Origin of the sequence: Pantoea sp. EKM101V (genome assembly GCF_011800325.1) — a bacterium.
Classification (GTDB): domain Bacteria; phylum Pseudomonadota; class Gammaproteobacteria; order Enterobacterales; family Enterobacteriaceae; genus Pantoea; species Pantoea anthophila.
In genome coordinates this window covers 169,700-189,841 of record NZ_JAALFP010000009.1, presented here as the reverse complement: position 1 = coordinate 189,841, position 20,142 = coordinate 169,700, and the positions used below count along the sequence as shown (strand labels likewise).

Here is a 20,142-nt window from a genome sequence, read left to right as displayed (position 1 = left end):
TCCAGCACTCCGCCATCGGTTGCTGAAATAAACAGCAGCGATTTACCTGCTGATTTCTATAACAAAACTGGCGAACGGCGTTAGCGAAATTTTAAAACAGCGTGGAAAATGCGACGCCATGCCTTTAGCGAAACTGGACATCAGGCTGCAGCAGTCGTGTGCTGCCTCTGTCACGTCGATAGCGTAACGCGTTGAGTCCTGAAGGCTGGAATGTACTGAGCGTAATCACTACTATCTTAGCCAGAGATTACGTGGCAGAGAGCACAGGACGTTCTATGGAGAAGCAGAGCAGCAGAGCGCTTACGCCACAGCGTAGCGACAGCAGGGCGGGAAAGGCATGGGTGAACACGCTATCCGCGACATTATCACTCCGGGGCTTGATGTGCTGTTCTGCGGCATTAACCCCGGCCAGTCAACTGCCCATCAGGGCTTTCACTTTGCGCATCCCGGTAACCGGTTCTGGAAAGTCATCCATCAGGCCGGATTCACCCGTGAGCAGCTGAAACCGGAAGAGGAGCAGCGCTTAACCGAAACCGGCTGCGGTATCACCATACTGGTTGAGCGACCCACGGTGCAGGCGAGCCAGCTTGCCACGGATGAACTACGTGAGGGCGGCAGACGCCTGATGGAAAAGGTGCTGAATTACCAGCCCGCCGCGCTCGCCATCCTGGGTAAGGATGCGTTTCGTCATGCCTTTCAGCAGCGCAAAGTGGAATGGGGTAAGCAGCCCGTCTTTATGGGGAAAACCCAGGTGTGGGTGCTGCCAAATCCCAGCGGCCTTAATCGCGCCTCACTGGAGGAGATGGTCGAAGCCTATCGTCAGCTTTACCGGGAGCTGCATCCGGGGGAGAGCAGGGCGGATAAATAGCAGGCAAAAAAAACCCCGGCGAACCGGGGTTTTTGTTGGACTTAATCGTCGAGGAAGCTACGCAGCACTTCCGAGCGGCTCGGATGGCGCAGTTTACGCAGGGCTTTCGCTTCAATCTGACGAATACGCTCACGCGTAACGTCAAACTGTTTGCCCACTTCTTCCAGCGTATGGTCGGTGTTCATATCGATACCGAAACGCATGCGCAGCACTTTCGCTTCACGCGCGGTCAGGCCAGCCAGCACGTCATGGGTGGCAGAACGCAGGCTCTCTGAGGTAGCAGAATCCAGCGGCAGCTCCAGCGTGGTGTCTTCGATAAAATCGCCCAGATGTGAATCTTCATCATCACCAATCGGCGTCTCCATCGAGATCGGCTCTTTAGCGATTTTCAGCACTTTGCGAATTTTATCTTCTGGCATCAGCATGCGTTCAGCCAGCTCTTCCGGCGTCGGCTCGCGACCCATCTCCTGCAGCATCTGGCGCGAAATACGGTTGAGCTTGTTGATGGTCTCAATCATATGCACCGGAATACGGATGGTACGTGCCTGGTCCGCGATAGAGCGGGTAATCGCCTGACGGATCCACCAGGTCGCATAGGTCGAGAACTTGTAACCACGGCGATATTCAAACTTATCGACCGCTTTCATCAGGCCGATGTTACCTTCCTGAATCAGGTCGAGGAACTGCAGACCGCGGTTGGTGTATTTCTTGGCAATCGAAATAACCAGACGCAGGTTCGCTTCCACCATCTCTTTCTTGGCGCGACGCGCTTTGGCTTCACCGATCGACATGCGACGGTTGATATCTTTAACCTGCTCAATGGTCAGGCCGGTCTCTTCTTCGACCTGCGCCAGCTTCTGCAGGGAACGCATAACGTCATCCTGCACTTCCAGCAGCTTTTCAGACCACGGCTTGTTCATCGCCAGCGCCGCTTTGAACCAGCTCTCATTGGTTTCGTTGCCGGTAAACAGCGTGATGAAGTTTTTCTTCGGCATTTTGCACAGCTCGATACAGAGCTTCATGATCAGACGTTCCTGAGTACGGACACGTTCCATCATGGTGCGCATGCTGCCTACCAGGTAATCGAACTGCTTCGGTACCAGGCGGAACTGTTTGAAGACGTCAGAGAGGTTCTGGATTTCAGCAACGGCGGCGGCATGGCTGCGACCTTTGCTTTTGATCACGCTGCGGGTGGTTTCATACTGCTTGCGCAGATCGGAGAACTTCTCGCGCGCCAGTTCCGGATCGATGGAGTTATCGTCCTCGGAGTTGTCGTCTTCGTCTTCGTCTTCATCCTCGTCGTCGTTACGATCGGCTTCAGACAGCTCGGAGCCCACGTGCGTAGCCGTTGGGGCCAGATCTTCTTCTGCGTTAGGATCGACGAAACCGGTAATCAGATCGGAAAGGCGTGATTCACCTGCTTCAACTTTGTCGTACTGATCCAGCAGGTAAGTAATCGCTTCAGGGTATTCGGCAACGGAACACTGAACCTGGTTGATACCGTCTTCGATACGCTTCGCGATGTCGATTTCGCCTTCGCGCGTCAGCAGTTCAACGGTACCCATTTCACGCATGTACATGCGAACCGGGTCAGTCGTACGCCCGATTTCAGATTCAACGCTGGATAACACCTGAGCGGCAGCTTCCGCGGCATCTTCGTCAGTATCGGAGCTGTTTTCGTTCAGCATCAGATCGTCGGCATCAGGGGCTTCTTCAACCACCTGAATACCCATGTCGTTAATCATCTGGATGATGTCTTCGATCTGATCGGAGTCGACGATATCTTCCGGCAGATGGTCATTGACCTCAGCATAGGTCAGATAGCCTTGCTCCTTACCACGGGTGACAAGAAGCTTGAGCTGTGACTGCGGGTTTTGCTCCATAAGACGGTATCCACACTTCTGTTAATTAGATTGGTGTCGGTCGGCAGCGAGCCAACAATAGCAGTGAAGGCCTTTAATTCTTGCCGCTGCCTTCGTCGCGGCGTGGGCTTTGCCCATCAGTAATCGGCACTTAAGCCGCGTGTATAAATCGTTGGTGGTACAGGCCTGGCTTAACGCCCACGGCCTTAAAACAGCCACGCCGCCCTCCATCAGAACGGGCAGCGTGCTAAATTATTTTCGGGCAAACGCCTGACTGAGTGTCCAGAGCTCACGGCGCTCATCGGCGCTCAGTCCCTGGGTGCGTTCACGCGCTATCAGAAACTCCAGACGCTCTTCCAGAGCTGAGTCGTAGACGCTGGCCAGCGAGTCCTGAAACACCGCTTCGGCTTCTTCATCTACTATCATGTGGTTCCAGATCGCCAGCGTTTCAAGCGTCTGACTAAAATTTGTTCCGCGATATAACTCTAGTAGCTGTCCGGTGGTCAATCCAGGATTCTCATTACAGCGACCGACTAATTCAATAAACAGCGGTAAACCCGGCATTTTTGACTCAGACAGCCCGTCAAGCGAAGGCACCATCGACGCCAGCTGCGGGTTCTGTATCAGTAACGCAATCAGCACGCGCATGGTGGTACGCTTAAGCGGCGGGGCAACCGGCGCCGTTCCGCTTGTGGCCAGCTTTGGCATCAGCTTTTCAAGCTGATTGTCATCGAGAATACCCAGTTTATTCCCCAGCTCCTGACGCATATAAATACGTAAGGTCTCACCAGGGATCTGCGTAATCAGCGGTAAAGCCAGCGTGCTGAGGCGCGCTTTACCGTCGCGTGAGCTCAGATCCACCTGCGGCAGCAGGCTATCAAACAGAAACGAAGAGAGCGGCATTGCCTGCTCCATCCTCGCCTCGAAAGCGGCTTTACCCTCTTTGCGGACCAGCGTATCCGGATCTTCGCCATCGGGTAAAAACATAAAGCGTAGCTGACGACCATCATTCATGTAAGGCAATGCGGTCTCAAGCGCACGCCATGCTGCTTCACGTCCGGCCCGGTCGCCGTCGTAACAGCAGATCACGGTGTCGGTACTGCGGAACAGCAACTGAATGTGTTCAGCCGTGGTGGAGGTGCCCAGCGACGCAACAGCATAATCGATGCCATACTGCGCCAGCGCAACCACGTCCATGTATCCCTCGACCACTAACAGGCGGGCGGGTTCAGGATGATTTTTTACTGCTTCATACAGGCCATAGAGCTGGCGGCCTTTATGGAAAATCGGTGTTTCCGGCGAGTTCAGGTATTTCGGCGTTTCGTTACTCAGGACACGTCCGCCAAAACCGATGACGCGGCCACGCTTATCGCGAATCGGAAACATGACGCGGTCGCGAAACCGGTCATAGGTACGGCCTTTGTCATTGCTGACCAGCATGCCCGCTTCCATCAGTGACTCGCGGTCTTCGGATTGCTTGCCAAAACGCTTGAGAACGTTGTCCCAGCCGGCGGGGGCATACCCTATCGCAAAGTGATCGATGATTTCGGCGCTGAGACCACGACGATCGAGATAGTCGCGGGCTGGCTGCGCGCTGGACTGCTGCAGGCTCTGCTGATAAAAACCGTTCAGGCTCTCCATCAGCTGATACAGGCTCTGGCGCTGATGGCGTTCCATCTGGCTGGGCCCGCTGCCTGCTTCATAAGGCACGTCTAAACCGTGGGCGGTGGCTAACTCTTCGATACTCTCAACAAACTCCAGACGATCAAAGTTCATTAAAAAGTCGATGGCATTGCCGTGTGCGCCACAGCCGAAACAGTGATAAAACTGTTTTTCGCCGTTTACGGTGAAAGAGGGGGTTTTTTCATTGTGGAAAGGACAGCACGCGTGGAAATTCTTACCCTGCTTTTTCAGCTTAACGCGGGCATCGATAAGATCCACGATATCCGTGCGGGCAAGTAAATCGTTGATAAATACGCGTGGAATTCGTCCAGCCATACGCCCCGGTTTTTCAGCTCATAAACGGCAACAAGCCGCGCTTCCTTTCGGAAAGCACGGCCTTTTACTTGACTCTGTCTGCGTGAATCACGCGGTGGAGGCGAACCTCCGGAACGACTTAGTACAGACGAGTGCGGCGTGCGTTTTCGCGAGCCAGTTTCTTGGCGTGACGCTTAACTGCTGACGCTTTAGCGCGCTTACGTTCGGTAGTCGGTTTTTCATAGAACTCACGACGACGAACTTCAGCCAGAACGCCTGCTTTCTCGCAAGAACGTTTGAAGCGACGCAGTGCTACGTCAAATGGCTCGTTTTCACGTACTTTAATTACCGGCATGTAACTCTCACCTCGATAAAATTCGGTTTTGCTGCTGACTGCGGCGCCAGCACATTTCAAAATGGTGCAGCATTTTACTCCAACCCAGGTTGGTTTGTAAAGCACCATGGACAATTTGAAACCAACAGGAGCGTTTGCCTGTGCGGCTGCCGGTTTTTCCAGGGGCGGGAGTATAGCGCACTCTTTAGCCGACAGAAAATGACTTTTTACGCGGGATGGCCGCGCTGCATCTCCCATTGCTGTGATAAACTGCGCGCCGCAAGAATGAGGTGATGCAATGCGAATTCTGGGTATTGAAACGTCGTGCGATGAAACCGGCATCGCAATCTATGATGACGAGGCCGGATTACTGGCTAACCAGCTCTACAGCCAGGTTAAAGTGCACGCAGATTATGGCGGTGTGGTGCCGGAACTGGCCTCACGCGATCACGTGCGTAAGACCGTGCCGCTGATTCAGGCGGCGCTGAAGGAAGCCGGTCTGGCACCACAGCAGATCGACGCGGTGGCCTACACCGCCGGGCCAGGACTGGTCGGTGCGCTGCTGGTCGGGGCGACGATTGGTCGCGCACTGGCGTTTGCCTGGAAAGTGCCGGCGGTGCCGGTCCACCATATGGAAGGTCATCTGCTGGCTCCGATGCTGGAAGAGAATCCACCGGCATTTCCGTTTGTCGCGCTGCTGGTGTCGGGCGGACATACTCAGCTGATCAGCGTCACCGGCATCGGGGAATATCTCCTGCTGGGTGAGTCGATTGATGATGCGGCAGGTGAAGCCTTTGATAAAACGGCGAAGCTGCTAGGTCTCGACTACCCGGGTGGGCCGATGCTCTCCAAAATGGCGCAGCAGGGCACGGCGGGGCGGTTCACCTTCCCGCGTCCGATGACCGATCGTCCGGGGCTGGATTTCAGCTTCTCCGGGCTGAAGACCTTTGCCGCGAACACCATTCGCGCTAATGCGGATGACGATCAGACCCGAGCCGACATCGCCCGCGCCTTCGAGGATGCGGTGGTGGACACGCTGGCGATCAAATGTAAGCGCGCACTGGATGAGACCGGCTTTAAGCGTCTGGTGATTGCGGGCGGCGTCAGCGCCAACCGGACGCTGCGCGAGCAGATGGCGGTCATGATGCAAAAGCGCGGCGGTGAAGTCTTCTACGCCCGTCCTGAGTTCTGTACCGACAATGGTGCGATGATCGCGTATGCGGGCATGGTGCGACTGAAAGGAGGAACGCGCGGTGGGTTAGGCGTCAGCGTGCGACCGCGCTGGCCGCTGGCGGAACTGCCCGCCATCTGATGTGAAAAAAGCCGGCTTGCCGGCTTTTTTTTATGGCTGAGATTTCTTTTTGCGCTTCCAGATCTTGCCTTCCTGTCCCCGCCACAGCCGCTGAATATTATCGTGGTGACGCAGCAGGATCAGACAGGAGAGCATGGAAACCGGGAAGGTGAACTGCGGTTTGAACCACCAGACGTAAAACGGCGCGATCAGCGCGCTGACGATAGCGCCCAGTGACGAGTAGCCGCTGAGTAGAACCGTTAACAGCCAGGTGCCGGTGACCAGGCCGGTCAGGTCCCAGCCAATGGGCGCGATGGCACCGAATGCCGTCGCCACCCCTTTTCCGCCGCGAAAGCGAAAGAACACCGGATAGATATGACCCAGGCAGGCGGCAATCGCGGTGAGGCCAAGATAAAGCGGGGGAACGTGCATCAGCCAGGCCAGCCAGACCGGCACCATCCCTTTCAGCACATCAAACACTAATACGGTGGCGGCTGCGGCTTTACCGCCCAGGCGCAGCACGTTGGTCGCCCCCGGATTGCCGGACCCGTGTGTGCGGGGATCGGGCAGGCCAGCGAGTTTACAGACCAGAATGGCACTGGAAATCGAACCGCAAAGATACGCGAAAATAATCATACCAAGCGCGAAAGCACTCATAACACCGTACCGTTCCCTTCAGGGTCGTTTTGATCTCTTCAACCGTGGATAATACGCATAATCCGCCGGAAGTGGTATCCGGCTTAGCCAAAAACAGAGAGTCTTATCATGGATATCGTATTTATAGAACAACTCACGGTGTTCACCACCATTGGCGTTTACGACTGGGAACAGGGCATACAGCAGAAGCTGGTGCTCAATGTCGAAATGGCCTGGGATAACCGGCTGGCGGCCAGCAGCGACGATGTGAAGGACTGCCTCAGCTATGCCGATGTCTCCTCGGCCATTCTGACGCATCTGACCGGCAGCCGTTTCGCCCTGGTGGAACGGGTTGCTGAAGAAATTGCGGATCTGTTGATGAACCGTTTCAATTCGCCTGGCGTACGCATAAAGGTCAGCAAACCGGGCGCGGTGGCCCAGGCGGCGCAGGTTGGCGTGCGAATCGAGCGCGGGACTATTCCTAAATAAATACGATGTGATTGCCATCACAATGAAACCAAACCAAATTACTGTCTGTCATAGCCTGTACCGATGCGTTACAGCAGGCGAATCGGTTTAGACCTTAAGGTTTACTTCAGGCTAACAGCGGCATGATTTCAGGCGATAGCAGCGCGCTACCGCCTTTTTAATGGTTTTGAAACGGATAGAGGGAACATTTGATGGCAGATATTCATCAGCTTTGGGTAGCTGCAATCCTGGGCGTTGTGGAAGGGCTGACCGAATTTTTACCGGTCTCTTCCACAGGGCACATGATTATAGTGGGTCACCTGCTGGGCTTTGAGGGTGAAAAAGCCGAGACCTTTGAAGTTGTGATCCAGTTAGGATCGATTCTGGCCGTAGTGGTGATGTTCTGGCGCCGTCTGTTCGGGCTGATCGGCATCCACTTTGGCGAAGTGAAACATGAGGGTGTCGGCAGCGGTCGTCTGTCGCTGATCCATATTCTGCTGGGCATGGTGCCGGCAGTCGTTGTGGGTCTGGTGCTGCACGATCAGATTAAAACGCTGTTTAATCCGATCAACGTGATGTACGCGCTGGTGGTCGGGGGTGTGCTGCTGCTGGCCGCCGAGTTCCTGAAGCCAAAACAGCCGAAAGCCGTGGGCGTCGATGATATTACCTATCGTCAGGCGTTTATGATTGGCTGCTTCCAGTGCCTGGCACTGTGGCCTGGCTTCTCCCGTTCCGGAGCCACTATCTCTGGCGGGATGCTGATGGGCGTGAGCCGTTATGCCGCGTCGGAGTTCTCCTTCATCCTGGCCGTGCCAATGATGATGGGCGCGACCGTGCTGGATATGTACAAGAGCATCGGCTTCCTGACGATGGCCGATTTCCCGATGTTCGCGGTGGGCTTTGTGACGGCATTTATCGTGGCGCTGATTGCGATTAAAGCCTTCCTTGAGCTGATCAAACGCATCTCTTTTGTCTCGTTCGCCATCTACCGCTTTATCGTCGCGGCAGCGGTCTACATGGTCTTCATGTAAACCGCAGGCAGACTGCTAGTCAGTCTGCCCGATCGCCAGACCCTGCGCGACGGCGTCAACCCGTCGTCGCGTTAACTCCTCCCGCACTTCCGCACCTTTAAATCCCGCCTCGATCACGGCTTTAGTGGGAACCGCCTGGGCCAGCGCAAAAGCGCGACGCAGATAGTCACCCTGCGGATAGGCCATACTCTCCAGCCCGGCACGCCCGCGTGCATCCGCTTCACTGGTCAGCGCCATCTGTTCGACGCGCTGCGGCTTACGCCAGGCATCAATCCGGTCGAACAGCGCCACCAGCGACGCCGCGGATTGCCGCTCAATGGTGTGCACCACGTCGTGAAATTCGGTCACGATCAGGGCCAGATCGCGAATCGCGTTGGGCACCCGTAGCCGCTGACACAGCGCCTCAACCAGCGGCACACCCGCCAGACCATGACCATGATGGCTGGGCCAACGCTCAGGCGGCGTCAGTGCCTTACCGACGTCATGGAACAGCGTGGCGAAGCGCACCTCGATCTCTCCGGAGAGCGCGGCAGCCATCGCCAGCGTCATCAGCGTGTGGACGCCGGTGTCGATCTCCGGGTGCCACTTCGCAGGGGCCGGGATGCCAAACAGATTGTCCAGTTCGGGGAAAAGCACCTTCAGCGCACCGCAGTCGCGCAGTACCTGAAAATAGACCTGCGGATTACGGGTGCTCAGTGCTTTTTCCGTCTCCTTCCACACCCGCTCAGCCGTAAGATTTGCCAGCTCTCCGCTCTCTGCCATCTGCTGCATCAGCTGCCGGGTTTCAGGGGCGATACGAAAGTTGAGGTGAGCAAAGCGCGCCGCAAAGCGCGCGACCCGCAAAACCCGCAGCGGGTCTTCACTGAAAGCCGCAGAGACATGGCGCAGCAGGCGCTGAGCGATATCGCGCTGGCCGTCGTAAGGATCGACCAGCTCGCCATGCTCATCCTGCGCTATAGCGTTAATCGTCAGATCGCGCCGCTGTAAGTCCTGCTCCAGCGTCACGTCGGGAGCAGACCAGGTCACAAATCCGGTATAGCCTTTCCCGTTTTTCCGCTCGGTTCGTGCCAGCGCATACTCTTCGCGGCTGACAGGATGCAGGAAAACGGGAAAATCGCGACCGACCTGCTGATAGCCCTGCTCCAGCATGGCTTCAGGTGTGGCACCGGTCACCACCCAGTCTTTGTCTGTAACCGGCAGATTCAGCAGCGCATCACGCACCGCACCGCCAACAAGAAACGTCTTCACGTAAAACTCCAGAGAAAAAGAAATGATCGGCACGCCGGGCGCATCCCGCGCCTGAAATCAGCGGTGCATCTGGTTTTATTGTTGCACAGATTGCCCGGATTGCAGACATGCCAAAGGGGGGATCGTCTGATCCCCCCTTTAAAACCGGCAGAATGCGGTCAGTTCATCCAGCGATCGCTTTTCTTGCGGCGCGGCAGCATGTGCGGCAGTAACAGACCCAGCAGCAGGCCGACGCCCAGCACGCCGCCGCCATACATAAACCACTGCATGATGATGGTACGCTGCTTGTCATCCAGCTGAACGTTGGCGGCGCTGACTTTCTTCTGCGCGACGATCAGCTCATTTTTCAGCTTCTGATTTTCGTCTTTCAGCCCGTTGATGACACCGTCGCTGCTGGCGACTTTGTTCTGCATCTCGGCGGTGCGCTGGTTCCAGCTGTTGTCGATGTTATCCAGCTTGGCGGTCAGATCTTTGACCTGCTGCTCAAGCTGCGGCACCCGGGTGCGCAGGCTCGGATTTGCGCTGAGCTGCGACAGGGGGATCCAGGTGGTGCGGCCTTCCGAATCGCGGATCTGGCCATAATGAGTATCATTGTTGGTCTGTAACAGCTGCACCTCTTCCCCGGCGTTCAGCTTACCGAGCAGGCGGAACTGGTCGCCGGGGCCGCTGCGCACCCAGGTCGAGAGTTCATCAGAGACATAGCGTTTTTCGTCGGCGTGGGCAGGTGCAAGGGTGCTGAGGGCCAGCAAAGTGATTCCAGCGAGTGTGATTTTTTTCATTCGATTTCGTTTGGCTTAATCTGACTAAAAATTTACCGGCACAGTCTGGAGAGGCCCCGCATAAATCTGAATGAGAACTATCCTGGTCTCATGGGAGTGCGAAAAGGTCTGCAAAGCGCAAAGAAAGCAGAGACAGCGCCGCTTCTGTGCATTAATCTTCGCCTCATAACCCCTTGCCCTCAGGCGACAGCGTAACCAGCCTGCTGATAATCGCCTGAAATATGCAGGAAAAACCCTCTTAAGTGCCAGCGGCGTAGTGAATAAAAAATTATGACCATCGAAATCGAACTAAAGTTCATTGCAACTCCACAAGCGGCCGGGAAACTGGCTGAGTACTTCTCCACTTTGCCGCATCAGCATCAGGCGGCCCGTGAACTGACCAACATCTACTTTGAGACCGATGACAACCAGCTGCGACGCTGGGACATGGGCTTACGCATTCGTGGCATCGATAAACAGTATGAGATGACCCTGAAGGCCGCGGGGCAGACGCTGGGCGGACTGCATCAGCGCCCGGAATACAACGTTGAACTCAGCGAACCGGTGCTCGATATTGCGCGCCTGCCTGCCACAATCTGGCCGCAGGGCACCGATGTCGCGGCGCTCCAGTCGCGCTTACAGCCGCTTTTTACCACCCATTTCCAGCGCGAGATCTGGCTGATTACCGCTGGAAACAGCGAAATTGAAGTGGCGTTTGACCAGGGCGAGGTGTCGGCCGGTGAGTTCAGCGAACCGCTGTGCGAGGTCGAGCTTGAGCTGAAGCGTGGCGAACGTCAGGATCTGCTGACCTTTGCACAGCAGCTGGTAGCGCAGGGGGGACTGCGGATGGGCAGCCTGAGTAAAGCCGCCCGGGGTTATCAGCTGGCGCAGGGGAATCCGCCGCGCCTGATCAAGCCGTTCCCGCTGCTCAAAGCGGGGACTAAAGCCACCGTGGAGCAGGGGATGGTCGCCGCCATGTCGGCGGGCCTCAGCCACTGGCAGTATCATGAAGAGGTCTGGCTGCGGGGCAATGCGGCAGCACAGGATGCGGTGCGTGAAGCGCTGGATCTGCTGCGCCAGGCGTTCAGCCTGTTTGGTGCGCTGGTGCCACGCAAAGCCAGCAGCGCGCTGCGTCAGCAACTGACCACGCTGGAAGAGACGCTGGTGAATGAAGAGCAGGCCGCTGCTGCCTTCTGTCTCTCTTCACTCTCCGTTGAGACCCAGCTGGCTCTGACGCACTGGCTGGCGGAATCTCAGTGGCGTCAGTGGATCGACGCCAAAGGGGAAGCCAAGCTACAGGGCTCCTTTAAACGCTTCAGCGACATCATGCTGAGCCGCGTGAATGCCGATCTGAGAGAGACCTTCAGCACGGTGAAACAGCCGAACGAATATCAGGACAAGGCGACCCGACTGGCGCGTCAGCTGCTGACGGTTCATCTGCTGGCCGGATCCTACGCGCCTGAAACCGTCGCCAGCTGGCTGGAACCCTGGCAGCAGCTGCTGTCAGCCATTCATGAAAAGCAGGAGTCAGGCTTAGCCTGGCTGGCCTCGCAGGCAATGAAACAGTCGCCATTCTGGCTCACCAGCGGCACAGGCCGCTAACCGCTTTCAGGTCACGCCATCAAGGAGGGCGTTATGTTGTCAGCACTTCCCGCATTGTTACGCGATCAGGCCGAAGAGGCCGCCCGACAGCTTGGGGTGCCGCTGGCCTCGCTCAGCCCGGAAGAGGCTGCCGGGCTGGCTTTCAGTGATTTCGTGCTGGAAAACCTGCAACAACATCCCGACTGGTGGCAGGCGATGCGCGATCAGCCGCCGCAGCCTGATGAGTGGCAACACTATGCCGCGTGGCTGAATCAGGTGCTAAGTACGGTTGACAGTGAAGCGAGCCTGATGCGGGAACTGCGGCTGTTTCGTCGTCGTATGCTGGTGCGGGTTGCCTGGATGCAGGCGCTGCAACAGGCGACGACCGTACAAAGCCTGCAGCAGCTCAGCGTGTTAGCGGAAGTGCTGATCAGCCGGGCGCGTGACTGGGTCTGGCAGGCCTGCTGTCATGATTTCGGCACACCCTGCAATGCCGATGGCGAGGCACAGCCGCTGCTGATCCTGGGGATGGGCAAGCTGGGCGGCGGCGAACTCAATTTCTCCTCTGATATCGACCTGATTTTTGCCTGGCCAGAAAACGGCACCACGCGTGGCGGACGGCGTGAACTCGACAACGCGCAGTTCTTTACCCGTATGGGGCAGCGGCTGATCAAAGTGCTCGATCAGCCCACCATGGATGGCTTTGTTTATCGGGTGGATATGCGGCTGCGCCCCTTTGGCGACAGCGGCCCGCTGGTGATGAGCTTTGCCGCGCTCGAAGATTACTACCAGGAGCAGGGGCGCGACTGGGAGCGCTATGCCATGGTCAAGGCGCGGCTGATGGGCGATGACCAGGATCGCTGGAGCCTTGAGCTGCAGCAGATGCTGCGGCCCTTTGTTTACCGGCGCTATATCGACTTCAGCGTGATCCAGTCGCTGCGTAACATGAAAGGGATGATCAGCCGCGAAGTGCGGCGACGCGGACTGAAAAACAACATCAAGCTGGGCGCGGGCGGCATTCGCGAAACCGAATTTATCGTGCAGGTGTTTCAGCTGATTCGGGGCGGACGTGAGCGCTCACTTCAGCTGCGTGCGCTGCTGCCAACGCTGGAGGCGATTAAAACGCTGGCTCTGCTCCCTGCTGAACAGGTCGATGCGCTGCGCGAGGCCTACCTGTTTCTGCGGCGGCTTGAGAATCTGCTGCAGAGCCTGGGCGATGAGCAGACACAGACCCTGCCGGAGGATGCGCTGCATCGCGCCCGGCTGGCATGGGCAATGGATTGTGCCGACTGGGCGACGCTGATGACGCAGCTCGACAGTCAGATGGCGGCCGTGCGCACTATCTTTAACGAGCTGATTGGTGAGGACACCCCGGACATCGACGACCAGCGTGAGCTGGCGGAGTTTCAGGTTCTGTGGCAGGACCAGCTGGAGGACAGCGAGCTGGCTCCGCTGGTGCCGCAGCTCAGCGACGATCAGCGGCTGTCACTGCATCAGACGCTGGAAGCTTTTCGTCAGGACATCAGCCGGCGCACCATCGGCCCGCGTGGCCGTCAGGCGCTGGATCAGCTGATGCCGCGGCTGCTGAGCGAAGTCTGCCTGCGCGAAGACGCGGCGGTCACGCTCAGCCGTGTGACGCCGCTGCTGCTTGGCGTGCTGACCCGCAGCACCTATCTGGAGCTGCTCACCGAATATCATGGCGCGCTGCGTCATCTGATCCGGCTGTGTGCCGCCTCACCGATGGTGGCCAGCCAGCTGGCACGTCACCCCTTGCTGCTGGATGAGCTGCTCGATCCCGCCACGCTCTATCAGCCCACCGCCACCGACGCCTATCGTGACGAACTGCGACAGTATCTGCTGCGTATTCCCACTGAGGATGAAGAGCAGCAGCTGGAAGCTGTGCGGCAGTTTAAACAGGCTCAGCATCTGCGTATTGCCGCCGCCGACATCGCGGGCACGCTGCCGGTGATGAAAGTGAGCGATCACCTGACCTGGCTGGCGGAGGCGATTATCGACTCCGTAGTGCGGCAGGCGTGGACGATGATGGTGCAGCGCTACGGCCGCCCCTCGCACCTGACCAGCGAACATGAGCGCGGCTTTGCCGTGCTGGGCTACGGCAAGCTGGGGGGCTGGGAGCTGGGTTACAGTTCCGACCTCGATCTGGTCTTCCTGCATGACTGCCCGGCAGACGCGGTGACTGACGGCGAGCGCAGCATCGATGGCCGTCAGTTCTATCTGCGTCTTGCTCAGCGCATCATGCATCTGTTCAGTACCCGCACCGCCTCCGGCATTCTCTATGAAGTGGATGCGCGGCTGCGTCCTTCCGGTGCGGCGGGCATGCTGGTCAGTACCTTTGACGCCTTTGACGACTATCAGCGCAACGAAGCCTGGACCTGGGAGCATCAGGCACTGGTCCGGGCGCGCGTGGTATTTGGCGAGGCTGCGCTGGGGGAACGCTTCAATGCCATTCGCCGGGCGATCCTCTCGCAGTCGCGCAGCGCGGAAGCCCTGCAGACCGAAGTGCGTGAGATGCGTGAAAAGATGCGCACTCACCTCAGCAACAAGCACAAAGGTCGCTGGGATATTAAAACGGACGCGGGCGGCATCACCGATATTGAATTCATCGCGCAATATCTTGTCTTACGCTACGCCGCTGAGCAGCCTGAACTCACCCGCTGGTCAGATAATGTGCGCATTTTTGAGCTGATGGCGACGTACCACAAAATGGCCGCCGATGAAGCGGAGGCGCTGACGCAGGCTTACGTTACCCTGCGCGACGCCCTGCACCATCGCGCGCTGCAGGAGCTGCCTGGCCACGTGGAGCCAGAGGCCTATGGCGCGGAGCAGCAGACGGTGCTGAGCAGCTGGCAGCGCTGGCTGGTAACGCCTGCGTCTATCCTGGCGTGATGCTGATAGCACAAATCGCAACTGTGTTATCATCCGCGCACTATTTTTAATGCAGTCTGGAGTGTCTGGAATGAAAGTGACTCTGCCCGCGTTCGGTCAAGCCTCAGTGCTGGTCGTCGGCGATGTAATGTTGGACCGCTACTGGTATGGCCCAACCAGCCGTATCTCCCCTGAGGCACCGGTGCCGGTGGTGAAAGTGGACACGGTTGAAGAGCGTCCTGGCGGCGCAGCAAACGTGGCGATGAACATTGCAGCACTCGGTGCCGCGTCACGCCTGATTGGCCTGACCGGCGAAGATGATGCGGCGCGCGTGTTAAGCAGCACGCTGAAAGATGTCAACGTACACTGTGACTTCGTGGCGGTTAAAAGCCATCCGACCATCACCAAACTGCGCGTGCTTTCCCGCAATCAGCAGCTGATCCGCCTCGACTTTGAAGAGGGCTTTGATCAGGTCGATCCGGAACCGATTCATCAGAAGATGCGTGAATCCCTGGTGGCTGCCGGTGCGCTGGTGCTATCCGATTACGCCAAAGGCGCGCTGGAAAGCGTGCAGACCATGATTACTCTGGCGCGTGACGCCGGTGTGCCGGTTCTCATCGACCCGAAAGGCACCGATTTTGCCCGCTACCGCGGCGCGACGCTGCTGACGCCAAACCTTTCAGAATTTGAAGCCGTGGTCGGCAAGTGCAAAAGCGAAGAGGAGATTGTCTCGCGTGGCATGCAGCTGATTGCCGATTTCGATCTCTCTGCGCTGCTGGTGACCCGCTCCGAGAATGGCATGACGTTGCTGCAGCCAGGCAAAGCGCCGCTGCATCTGCCAACTCAGGCGCAGGAGGTCTATGACGTGACCGGTGCCGGCGATACGGTCATTGGCGTACTGGCGGCGGCGCTGGCGGCAGGCGATTCACTGGAAGAGGCCTGTTTCCTCGCCAATGCAGCGGCCGGTGTCGTGGTCGGCAAACTGGGAACCTCGACGGTCAGTACCGTTGAGCTGGAAAACGCCATTCATGCCCGACCGGAGCAGGGGTTCGGCATCATGACGGAAGCGCAGTTAAAAGCCGCCGTTGAGATGGCGCGCCGCCGCGGTGAAAAAGTGGTAATGACCAACGGGGTGTTTGACATTCTGCATGCCGGTCATGTCTCTTACCTGGCGAACGCCCGCAAACTCGGCGATCGGCTGATTGTCGCGGTTAACAGCGATGCATCAACCAAACGTCTGAAAGGGGAGAGCCGTCCGGTCAATCCGCAGGAAAACCGCATGATTGTTCTCGGTGCGCTGGAAGCGGTCGACTGGGTGGTGCTGTTTGAAGAGGATACCCCGCAGCGGCTGATCGCCAGCATTCTGCCTGACCTGCTGGTCAAAGGCGGCGATTACAAGCCGGAAGATATCGCGGGCAGCAAAGAGGTGTGGGCAAATGGCGGCGACGTACAGGTGCTGAACTTCGAAGACGGTATCTCGACCACCAACATCATCAAAACCATCCGCAGCAGCTGACAGCGGTATTAAGCGGGAGCCGTGCTCCCGCTTAACGGCTTATTCTGGTTTGTTATCCGCAGCAGGTTTCACGACATCGGCAGCCGGTGTTGATACCGGTGCTGCTGCAGGGGAAGTCGCTACAGATGACGGCGGGGTAACCGGCGCAGCAGGGGCAACTGGTGCGGTCGCGGTCGGCGGCGTACCTGCTGATGAACTCTGACTTTCCAGCTGGGCCAGACGCTGCTCCAGTGCCGCCATTTTCTCACGCGTACGCAGCAACACCTGCGTCTGCACATCAAACTCTTCACGGTTAACCAGATCCATCCGGGTCAGCTGCGCCTGGAGAACCTGACGAATTTTCTTTTCGACATCATCGCCAAACTCGCGAACGCCTTTAGGCATCGCGTCGTGAACCTGGCGGGCAAGTTGTTCAATTTTTTTCGTGTCGATCATGATGATTTCCTGGTTACGGGAGCTGTGTCAGCGTGTTTACCAACGTAATAAGTGTTAAGTGTAATGCCAGAAATGAAAAGGATAAACCTCAAATCGGTAACGCAGAAAATGCAAAAGCAATTGCGCTATTGATGATTGCCGCTACAAACGATCGGCGTTATAGTTGATTTGCTTATTCTCAGGGCGGGGCGCAATTCCCCACCGGCGGTAAATCAGCCTCGGCTGAAAGCCCGCGAGCGCTTTATTCCACTGAAAAGCGGGGTAAAGGACAGCAGATCCGGTGCAATTCCGGGGCCGACGGTTACAGTCCGGATGGGAGAGGGTAACGACACCTGTCGGACAATTGTGTCTGCATCACGTTATTGCCACGTCTTTTTGACGTCACTCCTAAGCATGCCCTGATTCTGGTAACCCATACATTTTAAGGTTTTTATTACCATGAATCAGACGCTACTTTCTGAATTTGGCACGCCTCAACAGCGTGTAGAACGTGCTATCGCCGCCCTGCGTGAGGGACGCGGTGTGATGGTGCTCGACGATGAAAATCGTGAAAACGAAGGCGATATGATCTTCGCCGCAGAAACCATGACCGTTGAACAGATGGCTCTGACCATTCGTCACGGCAGCGGCATCGTGTGCCTCTGCCTGACCGAAGAACGTCGTCAGCAGCTCGACCTGCCAATGATGGTGGAGAACAACACCAGCTCGTTTGGCACCGGCTTCACGGTGACCATCGAGGCTGCAGAGGGTGTCACCACCGGCGTTTCTGCTCAGGATCGTATTACCACGATCCGTGCGGCGATTGCTGATGACGCTAAACCCACCGATCTGCATCGCCCTGGCCATGTCTTCCCGCTGCGTGCGCGTGAAGGTGGCGTCTTAAGCCGTGGCGGTCATACCGAAGCGACCATCGATTTAGTGACGCTGGCTGGCTTTAAGCCCGCAGGCGTACTGTGTGAACTGACCAACGACGACGGCACTATGGCGCATGCGCCTGAGGCGATTGCGTTCGCGCGTCAGCACAGCATGCCGGTGGTGACCATTGAAGATCTGATTGCCTGGCGTCGTGAACACGAGACGCGTCACGCCAGCTAATCGCTGACCGTCAAAAACAGGTCACGATGCGTGACCTGTTTTCCTTTCTGAGTTATTCAAATTTTCTGATAATCATCATCACGCTTATCAGCGTGCTAACGTCGGGAATGCGCGTATCGTAGTGGCTATCACCTAACCGATCCCGGGGGATCACGAATGAGCCAGTTACGCATGCCAGCGCTGTTTTTGGGCCACGGCAACCCAATGAATGCCCTTGAAGAGAACCGTTATACGGCCGCCTGGCGCCATGCAGGTGAGACTCTGCCACGCCCGCGGGCGATTGTGGCGGTCTCTGCGCACTGGTATACGCGCGGTACGGCGGTAACAGCGATGGCTTCCCCCAGAACCATTCATGATTTTGGCGGCTTTCCGCAGGCGCTGTTTGACACCCGCTATCCCGCACCGGGCTCGCCTGAGCTGGCGCAGCAGCTGGTGGAGCAGCTGGCACCGGTGGCGGTAACGCTGGATCATGAATGGGGGTTCGATCACGGTTCCTGGGGCGTGCTGATTAAGATGTACCCGCAGGCCGATATTCCGGTGGTGCAGCTCAGCATCGACGGCACAAAACCTGCTGCATTTCACTTTGAGATGGGGCAGAAACTGGCCGCGCTGCGCGATCAGGGCGTGATGATCGTCGCCAGTGGTAACGTGGTGCATAACCTGCGTAAGGTGCGCTGGGGAGGCGGTGACGAGGTCTATCCCTGGGCCAGCCGCTTTGAGCAGTTTGTCCGCGATAACCTTGAGGTGCAGAGCGATGCCGCTTCCCATCCGCTGGTGAACTTTATGACGCATCCTGATGCGGCCCTGGCTAACCCGACGCCTGAGCACTATCTGCCGCTGCTCTATGTGCTCGGTGCGCGTCAGCCGGATGACGCCATCACCCTTCCGGTTGAGGGGATGGAGATGGGTGCCATCAGCATGTTGTCGGTTCAGGCAGGTTAGGGCTGCTGAGAGAAAACAGGCCAGAGGCTGGCCTGTTCTTGTCGCGCTGCGTTAACCGATAAACGCGTGCGGATAGAAACGCGAAAGATCCTGAGTGATCAGCTCGCGATCTTCACGCAGGCCGATACCGGCGGGTTGATCGTCAATCAGCCAGCTGCCGATCAGCGTGTAGCTGTCACCAAACTTAGGCAGCGGATGAAACTGCTGGACGATCATTCCCTCTTCACCGTAAGGCCCGTCGACGCGGGCGATCTCCTGACCCTTCTCGATGATGCGGATGTTCGCGCCCTCGCGGGAAAACAGCGGCTTAACCACATACTTTTCCATCGGCGGGACATCATCTTCCGCGAACCAGGCGGGCAGCAGATTAGGGTGATTCGGGAACATCTCCCAGAGCATCGGCAGCAGGGCTTTGTTCGACAGAATGCTCTTCCAGGCCGGTTCGAGCCAGCGCACGCCAGCATCAGCCAGCTTGGTGGAGAACATCTCACGCAGCATGAATTCCCACGGATAGAGCTTAAACAGGTTGCTGATCACCTGATCCTGAGCATCGGTAAACTCGCCTTTTTCTCCCAGGCCAATTTCATCAATGTAGAGAAATTCAACCGGCAGACCCGCTTCGGTCGCGCAGTCCTGAAGATACTGCACCGTGCCGCGATCTTCTTCGGTGTCACGGCAGCAGGCGAAATGCAGCAGGTTAAACCCATGCTGCTGATGCAGGGTGGCAAAGCGCTCGATCAGTTTTTCCTGCAGGCTGTTGAACTGATCGCTGCCAGCCGGGAGCTGTCCGGCATTAAGCTGGTCTTCCAGCCAGAGCCACTGGAAAAAGGCCGCTTCATACAGCGAGGTCGGCGTATCGGCATTGTTCTCCAGCAGCTTGATGTCGCCTTTGCCATCCCAGGCGAGATCGAGACGCGAATAGAGCGAGGGCTGACGCTGACGCCACGAATCCCGCACAAAATCCCAGGTGTGCCGGGGAATGCGGAAGCGGGTCAGCAGGGCTTCACTGTTGACCACTTTTTCCACCACCTGCAGACACATCTGGTGCAGCTCAGCCGTGACCTCTTCCAGATGATCGATTTGCGCCAGCGTGAACTGGTAGTACGCCTCTTCGCACCAGTAGGGCTCGCCATGCATGGTGTGAAAACGAAAACCGAACTCGGTGGCTTTTTCGCGCCAGCCCGGACGTTCTGAAATGGCAATGCGTTCCATCG

General features: G+C 57.4%; 17 protein-coding genes and 1 riboswitch. Of the genes, 9 read left to right on the top strand and 8 right to left on the bottom strand.

All coding sequences use genetic code 11. From position 1 onward, the window contains the following. The first annotated feature begins 337 nt into the window (after positions 1 to 337). Positions 338 to 868, top strand: coding sequence for a G/U mismatch-specific DNA glycosylase (gene mug / locus HFD92_RS15520; protein ID WP_167429217.1), 531 nt, complete (start codon positions 338 to 340; stop codon positions 866 to 868). Positions 869 to 909: 41 nt separating this feature from the next. On the opposite strand, the gene rpoD is transcribed toward mug, so the two are convergent. The 3 genes from rpoD to rpsU all read right to left on the bottom strand — a co-directional run bounded on the left by rpoD (position 910) and on the right by rpsU (position 5,062). Continuing rightward, positions 910 to 2,751 carry an RNA polymerase sigma factor RpoD gene (rpoD, locus tag HFD92_RS15515; RefSeq protein ID WP_009087305.1) on the bottom strand — a complete coding sequence of 614 codons (1,842 nt, stop codon included), beginning with the start codon at positions 2,749 to 2,751 and terminating at the stop codon, positions 910 to 912. Between the two features lie 231 nt (positions 2,752 to 2,982). Continuing rightward, entirely contained in the window at positions 2,983 to 4,728 is a 1,746-nt protein-coding gene (gene dnaG, locus HFD92_RS15510) for a DNA primase (protein ID WP_009087304.1), read from the bottom strand. A gap of 118 nt (positions 4,729 to 4,846) precedes the next feature. Next, on the bottom strand, positions 4,847 to 5,062 hold the full coding sequence (gene rpsU, locus HFD92_RS15505) for a 30S ribosomal protein S21 (protein WP_001144069.1): 216 nt from the start codon (positions 5,060 to 5,062) through the stop codon (positions 4,847 to 4,849). Positions 5,063 to 5,339: 277 nt separating this feature from the next. Here rpsU and tsaD point away from each other — a divergent pair, with 277 nt between their 5' ends. After that, a complete protein-coding gene (gene tsaD, locus HFD92_RS15500; protein ID WP_046102564.1) occupies positions 5,340 to 6,353 on the top strand; it encodes a tRNA (adenosine(37)-N6)-threonylcarbamoyltransferase complex transferase subunit TsaD in 1,014 nt (337 codons plus the stop codon). Between the two features lie 30 nt (positions 6,354 to 6,383). Here the strand turns inward: tsaD and plsY are convergent, their stop codons facing one another. Next, positions 6,384 to 6,989, bottom strand: coding sequence for a glycerol-3-phosphate 1-O-acyltransferase PlsY (gene plsY / locus HFD92_RS15495; protein WP_111208132.1), 606 nt, complete (start codon positions 6,987 to 6,989; stop codon positions 6,384 to 6,386). Between the two features lie 108 nt (positions 6,990 to 7,097). Between plsY and folB the strand changes: the two genes are divergently transcribed. Both folB and bacA read left to right on the top strand, forming a co-directional pair. Then, on the top strand, positions 7,098 to 7,457 hold the full coding sequence (gene folB / locus HFD92_RS15490) for a bifunctional dihydroneopterin aldolase/7,8-dihydroneopterin epimerase (protein WP_167429216.1): 360 nt from the start codon (positions 7,098 to 7,100) through the stop codon (positions 7,455 to 7,457). Between the two features lie 191 nt (positions 7,458 to 7,648). Continuing rightward, positions 7,649 to 8,467, top strand: coding sequence for an undecaprenyl-diphosphate phosphatase (gene bacA / locus HFD92_RS15485; protein WP_009087300.1), 819 nt, complete (start codon positions 7,649 to 7,651; stop codon positions 8,465 to 8,467). Positions 8,468 to 8,482: 15 nt separating this feature from the next. Here bacA and HFD92_RS15480 read toward each other — a convergent pair whose 3' ends face one another. Then, positions 8,483 to 9,715: a multifunctional CCA addition/repair protein gene (locus HFD92_RS15480; RefSeq protein ID WP_167429215.1), complete on the bottom strand. Its 1,233-nt coding sequence runs from the start codon at positions 9,713 to 9,715 to the stop codon at positions 8,483 to 8,485. A 158-nt stretch (positions 9,716 to 9,873) separates the two neighbouring features. Then, positions 9,874 to 10,494 (bottom strand): TIGR04211 family SH3 domain-containing protein, encoded by a 621-nt coding sequence (locus tag HFD92_RS15475; RefSeq protein WP_009087298.1) that lies wholly within the window; start codon positions 10,492 to 10,494, stop codon positions 9,874 to 9,876. A 270-nt stretch (positions 10,495 to 10,764) separates the two neighbouring features. On the opposite strand from HFD92_RS15475, the gene HFD92_RS15470 reads away from it, so the two are divergent. The 3 genes from HFD92_RS15470 to hldE all read left to right on the top strand — a co-directional run bounded on the left by HFD92_RS15470 (position 10,765) and on the right by hldE (position 16,456). Then, a complete protein-coding gene (locus HFD92_RS15470; protein ID WP_167429214.1) occupies positions 10,765 to 12,075 on the top strand; it encodes an inorganic triphosphatase in 1,311 nt (436 codons plus the stop codon). 33 nt (positions 12,076 to 12,108) lie between these two features. Further along, positions 12,109 to 14,961, top strand: a complete 2,853-nt coding sequence (gene glnE, locus HFD92_RS15465) for a bifunctional [glutamate--ammonia ligase]-adenylyl-L-tyrosine phosphorylase/[glutamate--ammonia-ligase] adenylyltransferase (protein WP_167429213.1) — start codon at positions 12,109 to 12,111, stop codon at positions 14,959 to 14,961. A 70-nt stretch (positions 14,962 to 15,031) separates the two neighbouring features. Beyond that, entirely contained in the window at positions 15,032 to 16,456 is a 1,425-nt protein-coding gene (gene hldE, locus HFD92_RS15460; protein ID WP_009087295.1) for a bifunctional D-glycero-beta-D-manno-heptose-7-phosphate kinase/D-glycero-beta-D-manno-heptose 1-phosphate adenylyltransferase HldE, read from the top strand. A 39-nt stretch (positions 16,457 to 16,495) separates the two neighbouring features. Here the strand turns inward: hldE and HFD92_RS15455 are convergent, their stop codons facing one another. Next, positions 16,496 to 16,891 (bottom strand): accessory factor UbiK family protein, encoded by a 396-nt coding sequence (locus HFD92_RS15455; protein ID WP_167429212.1) that lies wholly within the window; start codon positions 16,889 to 16,891, stop codon positions 16,496 to 16,498. A 170-nt stretch (positions 16,892 to 17,061) separates the two neighbouring features. Further along, positions 17,062 to 17,219: riboswitch (FMN riboswitch) on the top strand. 110 nt (positions 17,220 to 17,329) lie between these two features. Here HFD92_RS15455 and ribB point away from each other — a divergent pair. Both ribB and ygiD read left to right on the top strand, forming a co-directional pair. Beyond that, entirely contained in the window at positions 17,330 to 17,986 is a 657-nt protein-coding gene (ribB, locus tag HFD92_RS15450) for a 3,4-dihydroxy-2-butanone-4-phosphate synthase (RefSeq protein WP_167429211.1), read from the top strand. Between the two features lie 156 nt (positions 17,987 to 18,142). Then, positions 18,143 to 18,928 carry a 4,5-DOPA dioxygenase extradiol gene (gene ygiD / locus HFD92_RS15445; protein ID WP_009087292.1) on the top strand — a complete coding sequence of 262 codons (786 nt, stop codon included), beginning with the start codon at positions 18,143 to 18,145 and terminating at the stop codon, positions 18,926 to 18,928. A 51-nt stretch (positions 18,929 to 18,979) separates the two neighbouring features. Here the strand turns inward: ygiD and HFD92_RS15440 are convergent, their stop codons facing one another. After that, a complete protein-coding gene (locus tag HFD92_RS15440; RefSeq protein WP_046102560.1) occupies positions 18,980 to 20,140 on the bottom strand; it encodes a glutathionylspermidine synthase family protein in 1,161 nt (386 codons plus the stop codon). Positions 20,141 to 20,142 lie beyond the last annotated feature (2 nt).

Bases quoted from the DNA above. Each gene is read 5' to 3' on its own strand.
- bacA (WP_009087300.1), top strand. From the start codon at position 7,649: ATGGCAGATATTCATCAGCTTTGGGTAGCTGCAATCCTGGGCGTTGTG.
- ygiD (WP_009087292.1), top strand. From the start codon at position 18,143: ATGAGCCAGTTACGCATGCCAGCGCTGTTTTTGGGCCACGGCAACCCA.
- HFD92_RS15440 (WP_046102560.1), bottom strand. From the start codon at position 20,140: ATGGAACGCATTGCCATTTCAGAACGTCCGGGCTGGCGCGAAAAAGCC.
- HFD92_RS15455 (WP_167429212.1), bottom strand. From the start codon at position 16,891: ATGATCGACACGAAAAAAATTGAACAACTTGCCCGCCAGGTTCACGAC.
- HFD92_RS15470 (WP_167429214.1), top strand. From the start codon at position 10,765: ATGACCATCGAAATCGAACTAAAGTTCATTGCAACTCCACAAGCGGCC.
- mug (WP_167429217.1), top strand. From the start codon at position 338: ATGGGTGAACACGCTATCCGCGACATTATCACTCCGGGGCTTGATGTG.
- HFD92_RS15475 (WP_009087298.1), bottom strand. From the start codon at position 10,494: ATGAAAAAAATCACACTCGCTGGAATCACTTTGCTGGCCCTCAGCACC.
- tsaD (WP_046102564.1), top strand. From the start codon at position 5,340: ATGCGAATTCTGGGTATTGAAACGTCGTGCGATGAAACCGGCATCGCA.
- dnaG (WP_009087304.1), bottom strand. From the start codon at position 4,728: ATGGCTGGACGAATTCCACGCGTATTTATCAACGATTTACTTGCCCGC.
- rpsU (WP_001144069.1), bottom strand. From the start codon at position 5,062: ATGCCGGTAATTAAAGTACGTGAAAACGAGCCATTTGACGTAGCACTG.
- glnE (WP_167429213.1), top strand. From the start codon at position 12,109: ATGTTGTCAGCACTTCCCGCATTGTTACGCGATCAGGCCGAAGAGGCC.
- ribB (WP_167429211.1), top strand. From the start codon at position 17,330: ATGAATCAGACGCTACTTTCTGAATTTGGCACGCCTCAACAGCGTGTA.
- rpoD (WP_009087305.1), bottom strand. From the start codon at position 2,751: ATGGAGCAAAACCCGCAGTCACAGCTCAAGCTTCTTGTCACCCGTGGT.
- hldE (WP_009087295.1), top strand. From the start codon at position 15,032: ATGAAAGTGACTCTGCCCGCGTTCGGTCAAGCCTCAGTGCTGGTCGTC.
- plsY (WP_111208132.1), bottom strand. From the start codon at position 6,989: ATGAGTGCTTTCGCGCTTGGTATGATTATTTTCGCGTATCTTTGCGGT.
- folB (WP_167429216.1), top strand. From the start codon at position 7,098: ATGGATATCGTATTTATAGAACAACTCACGGTGTTCACCACCATTGGC.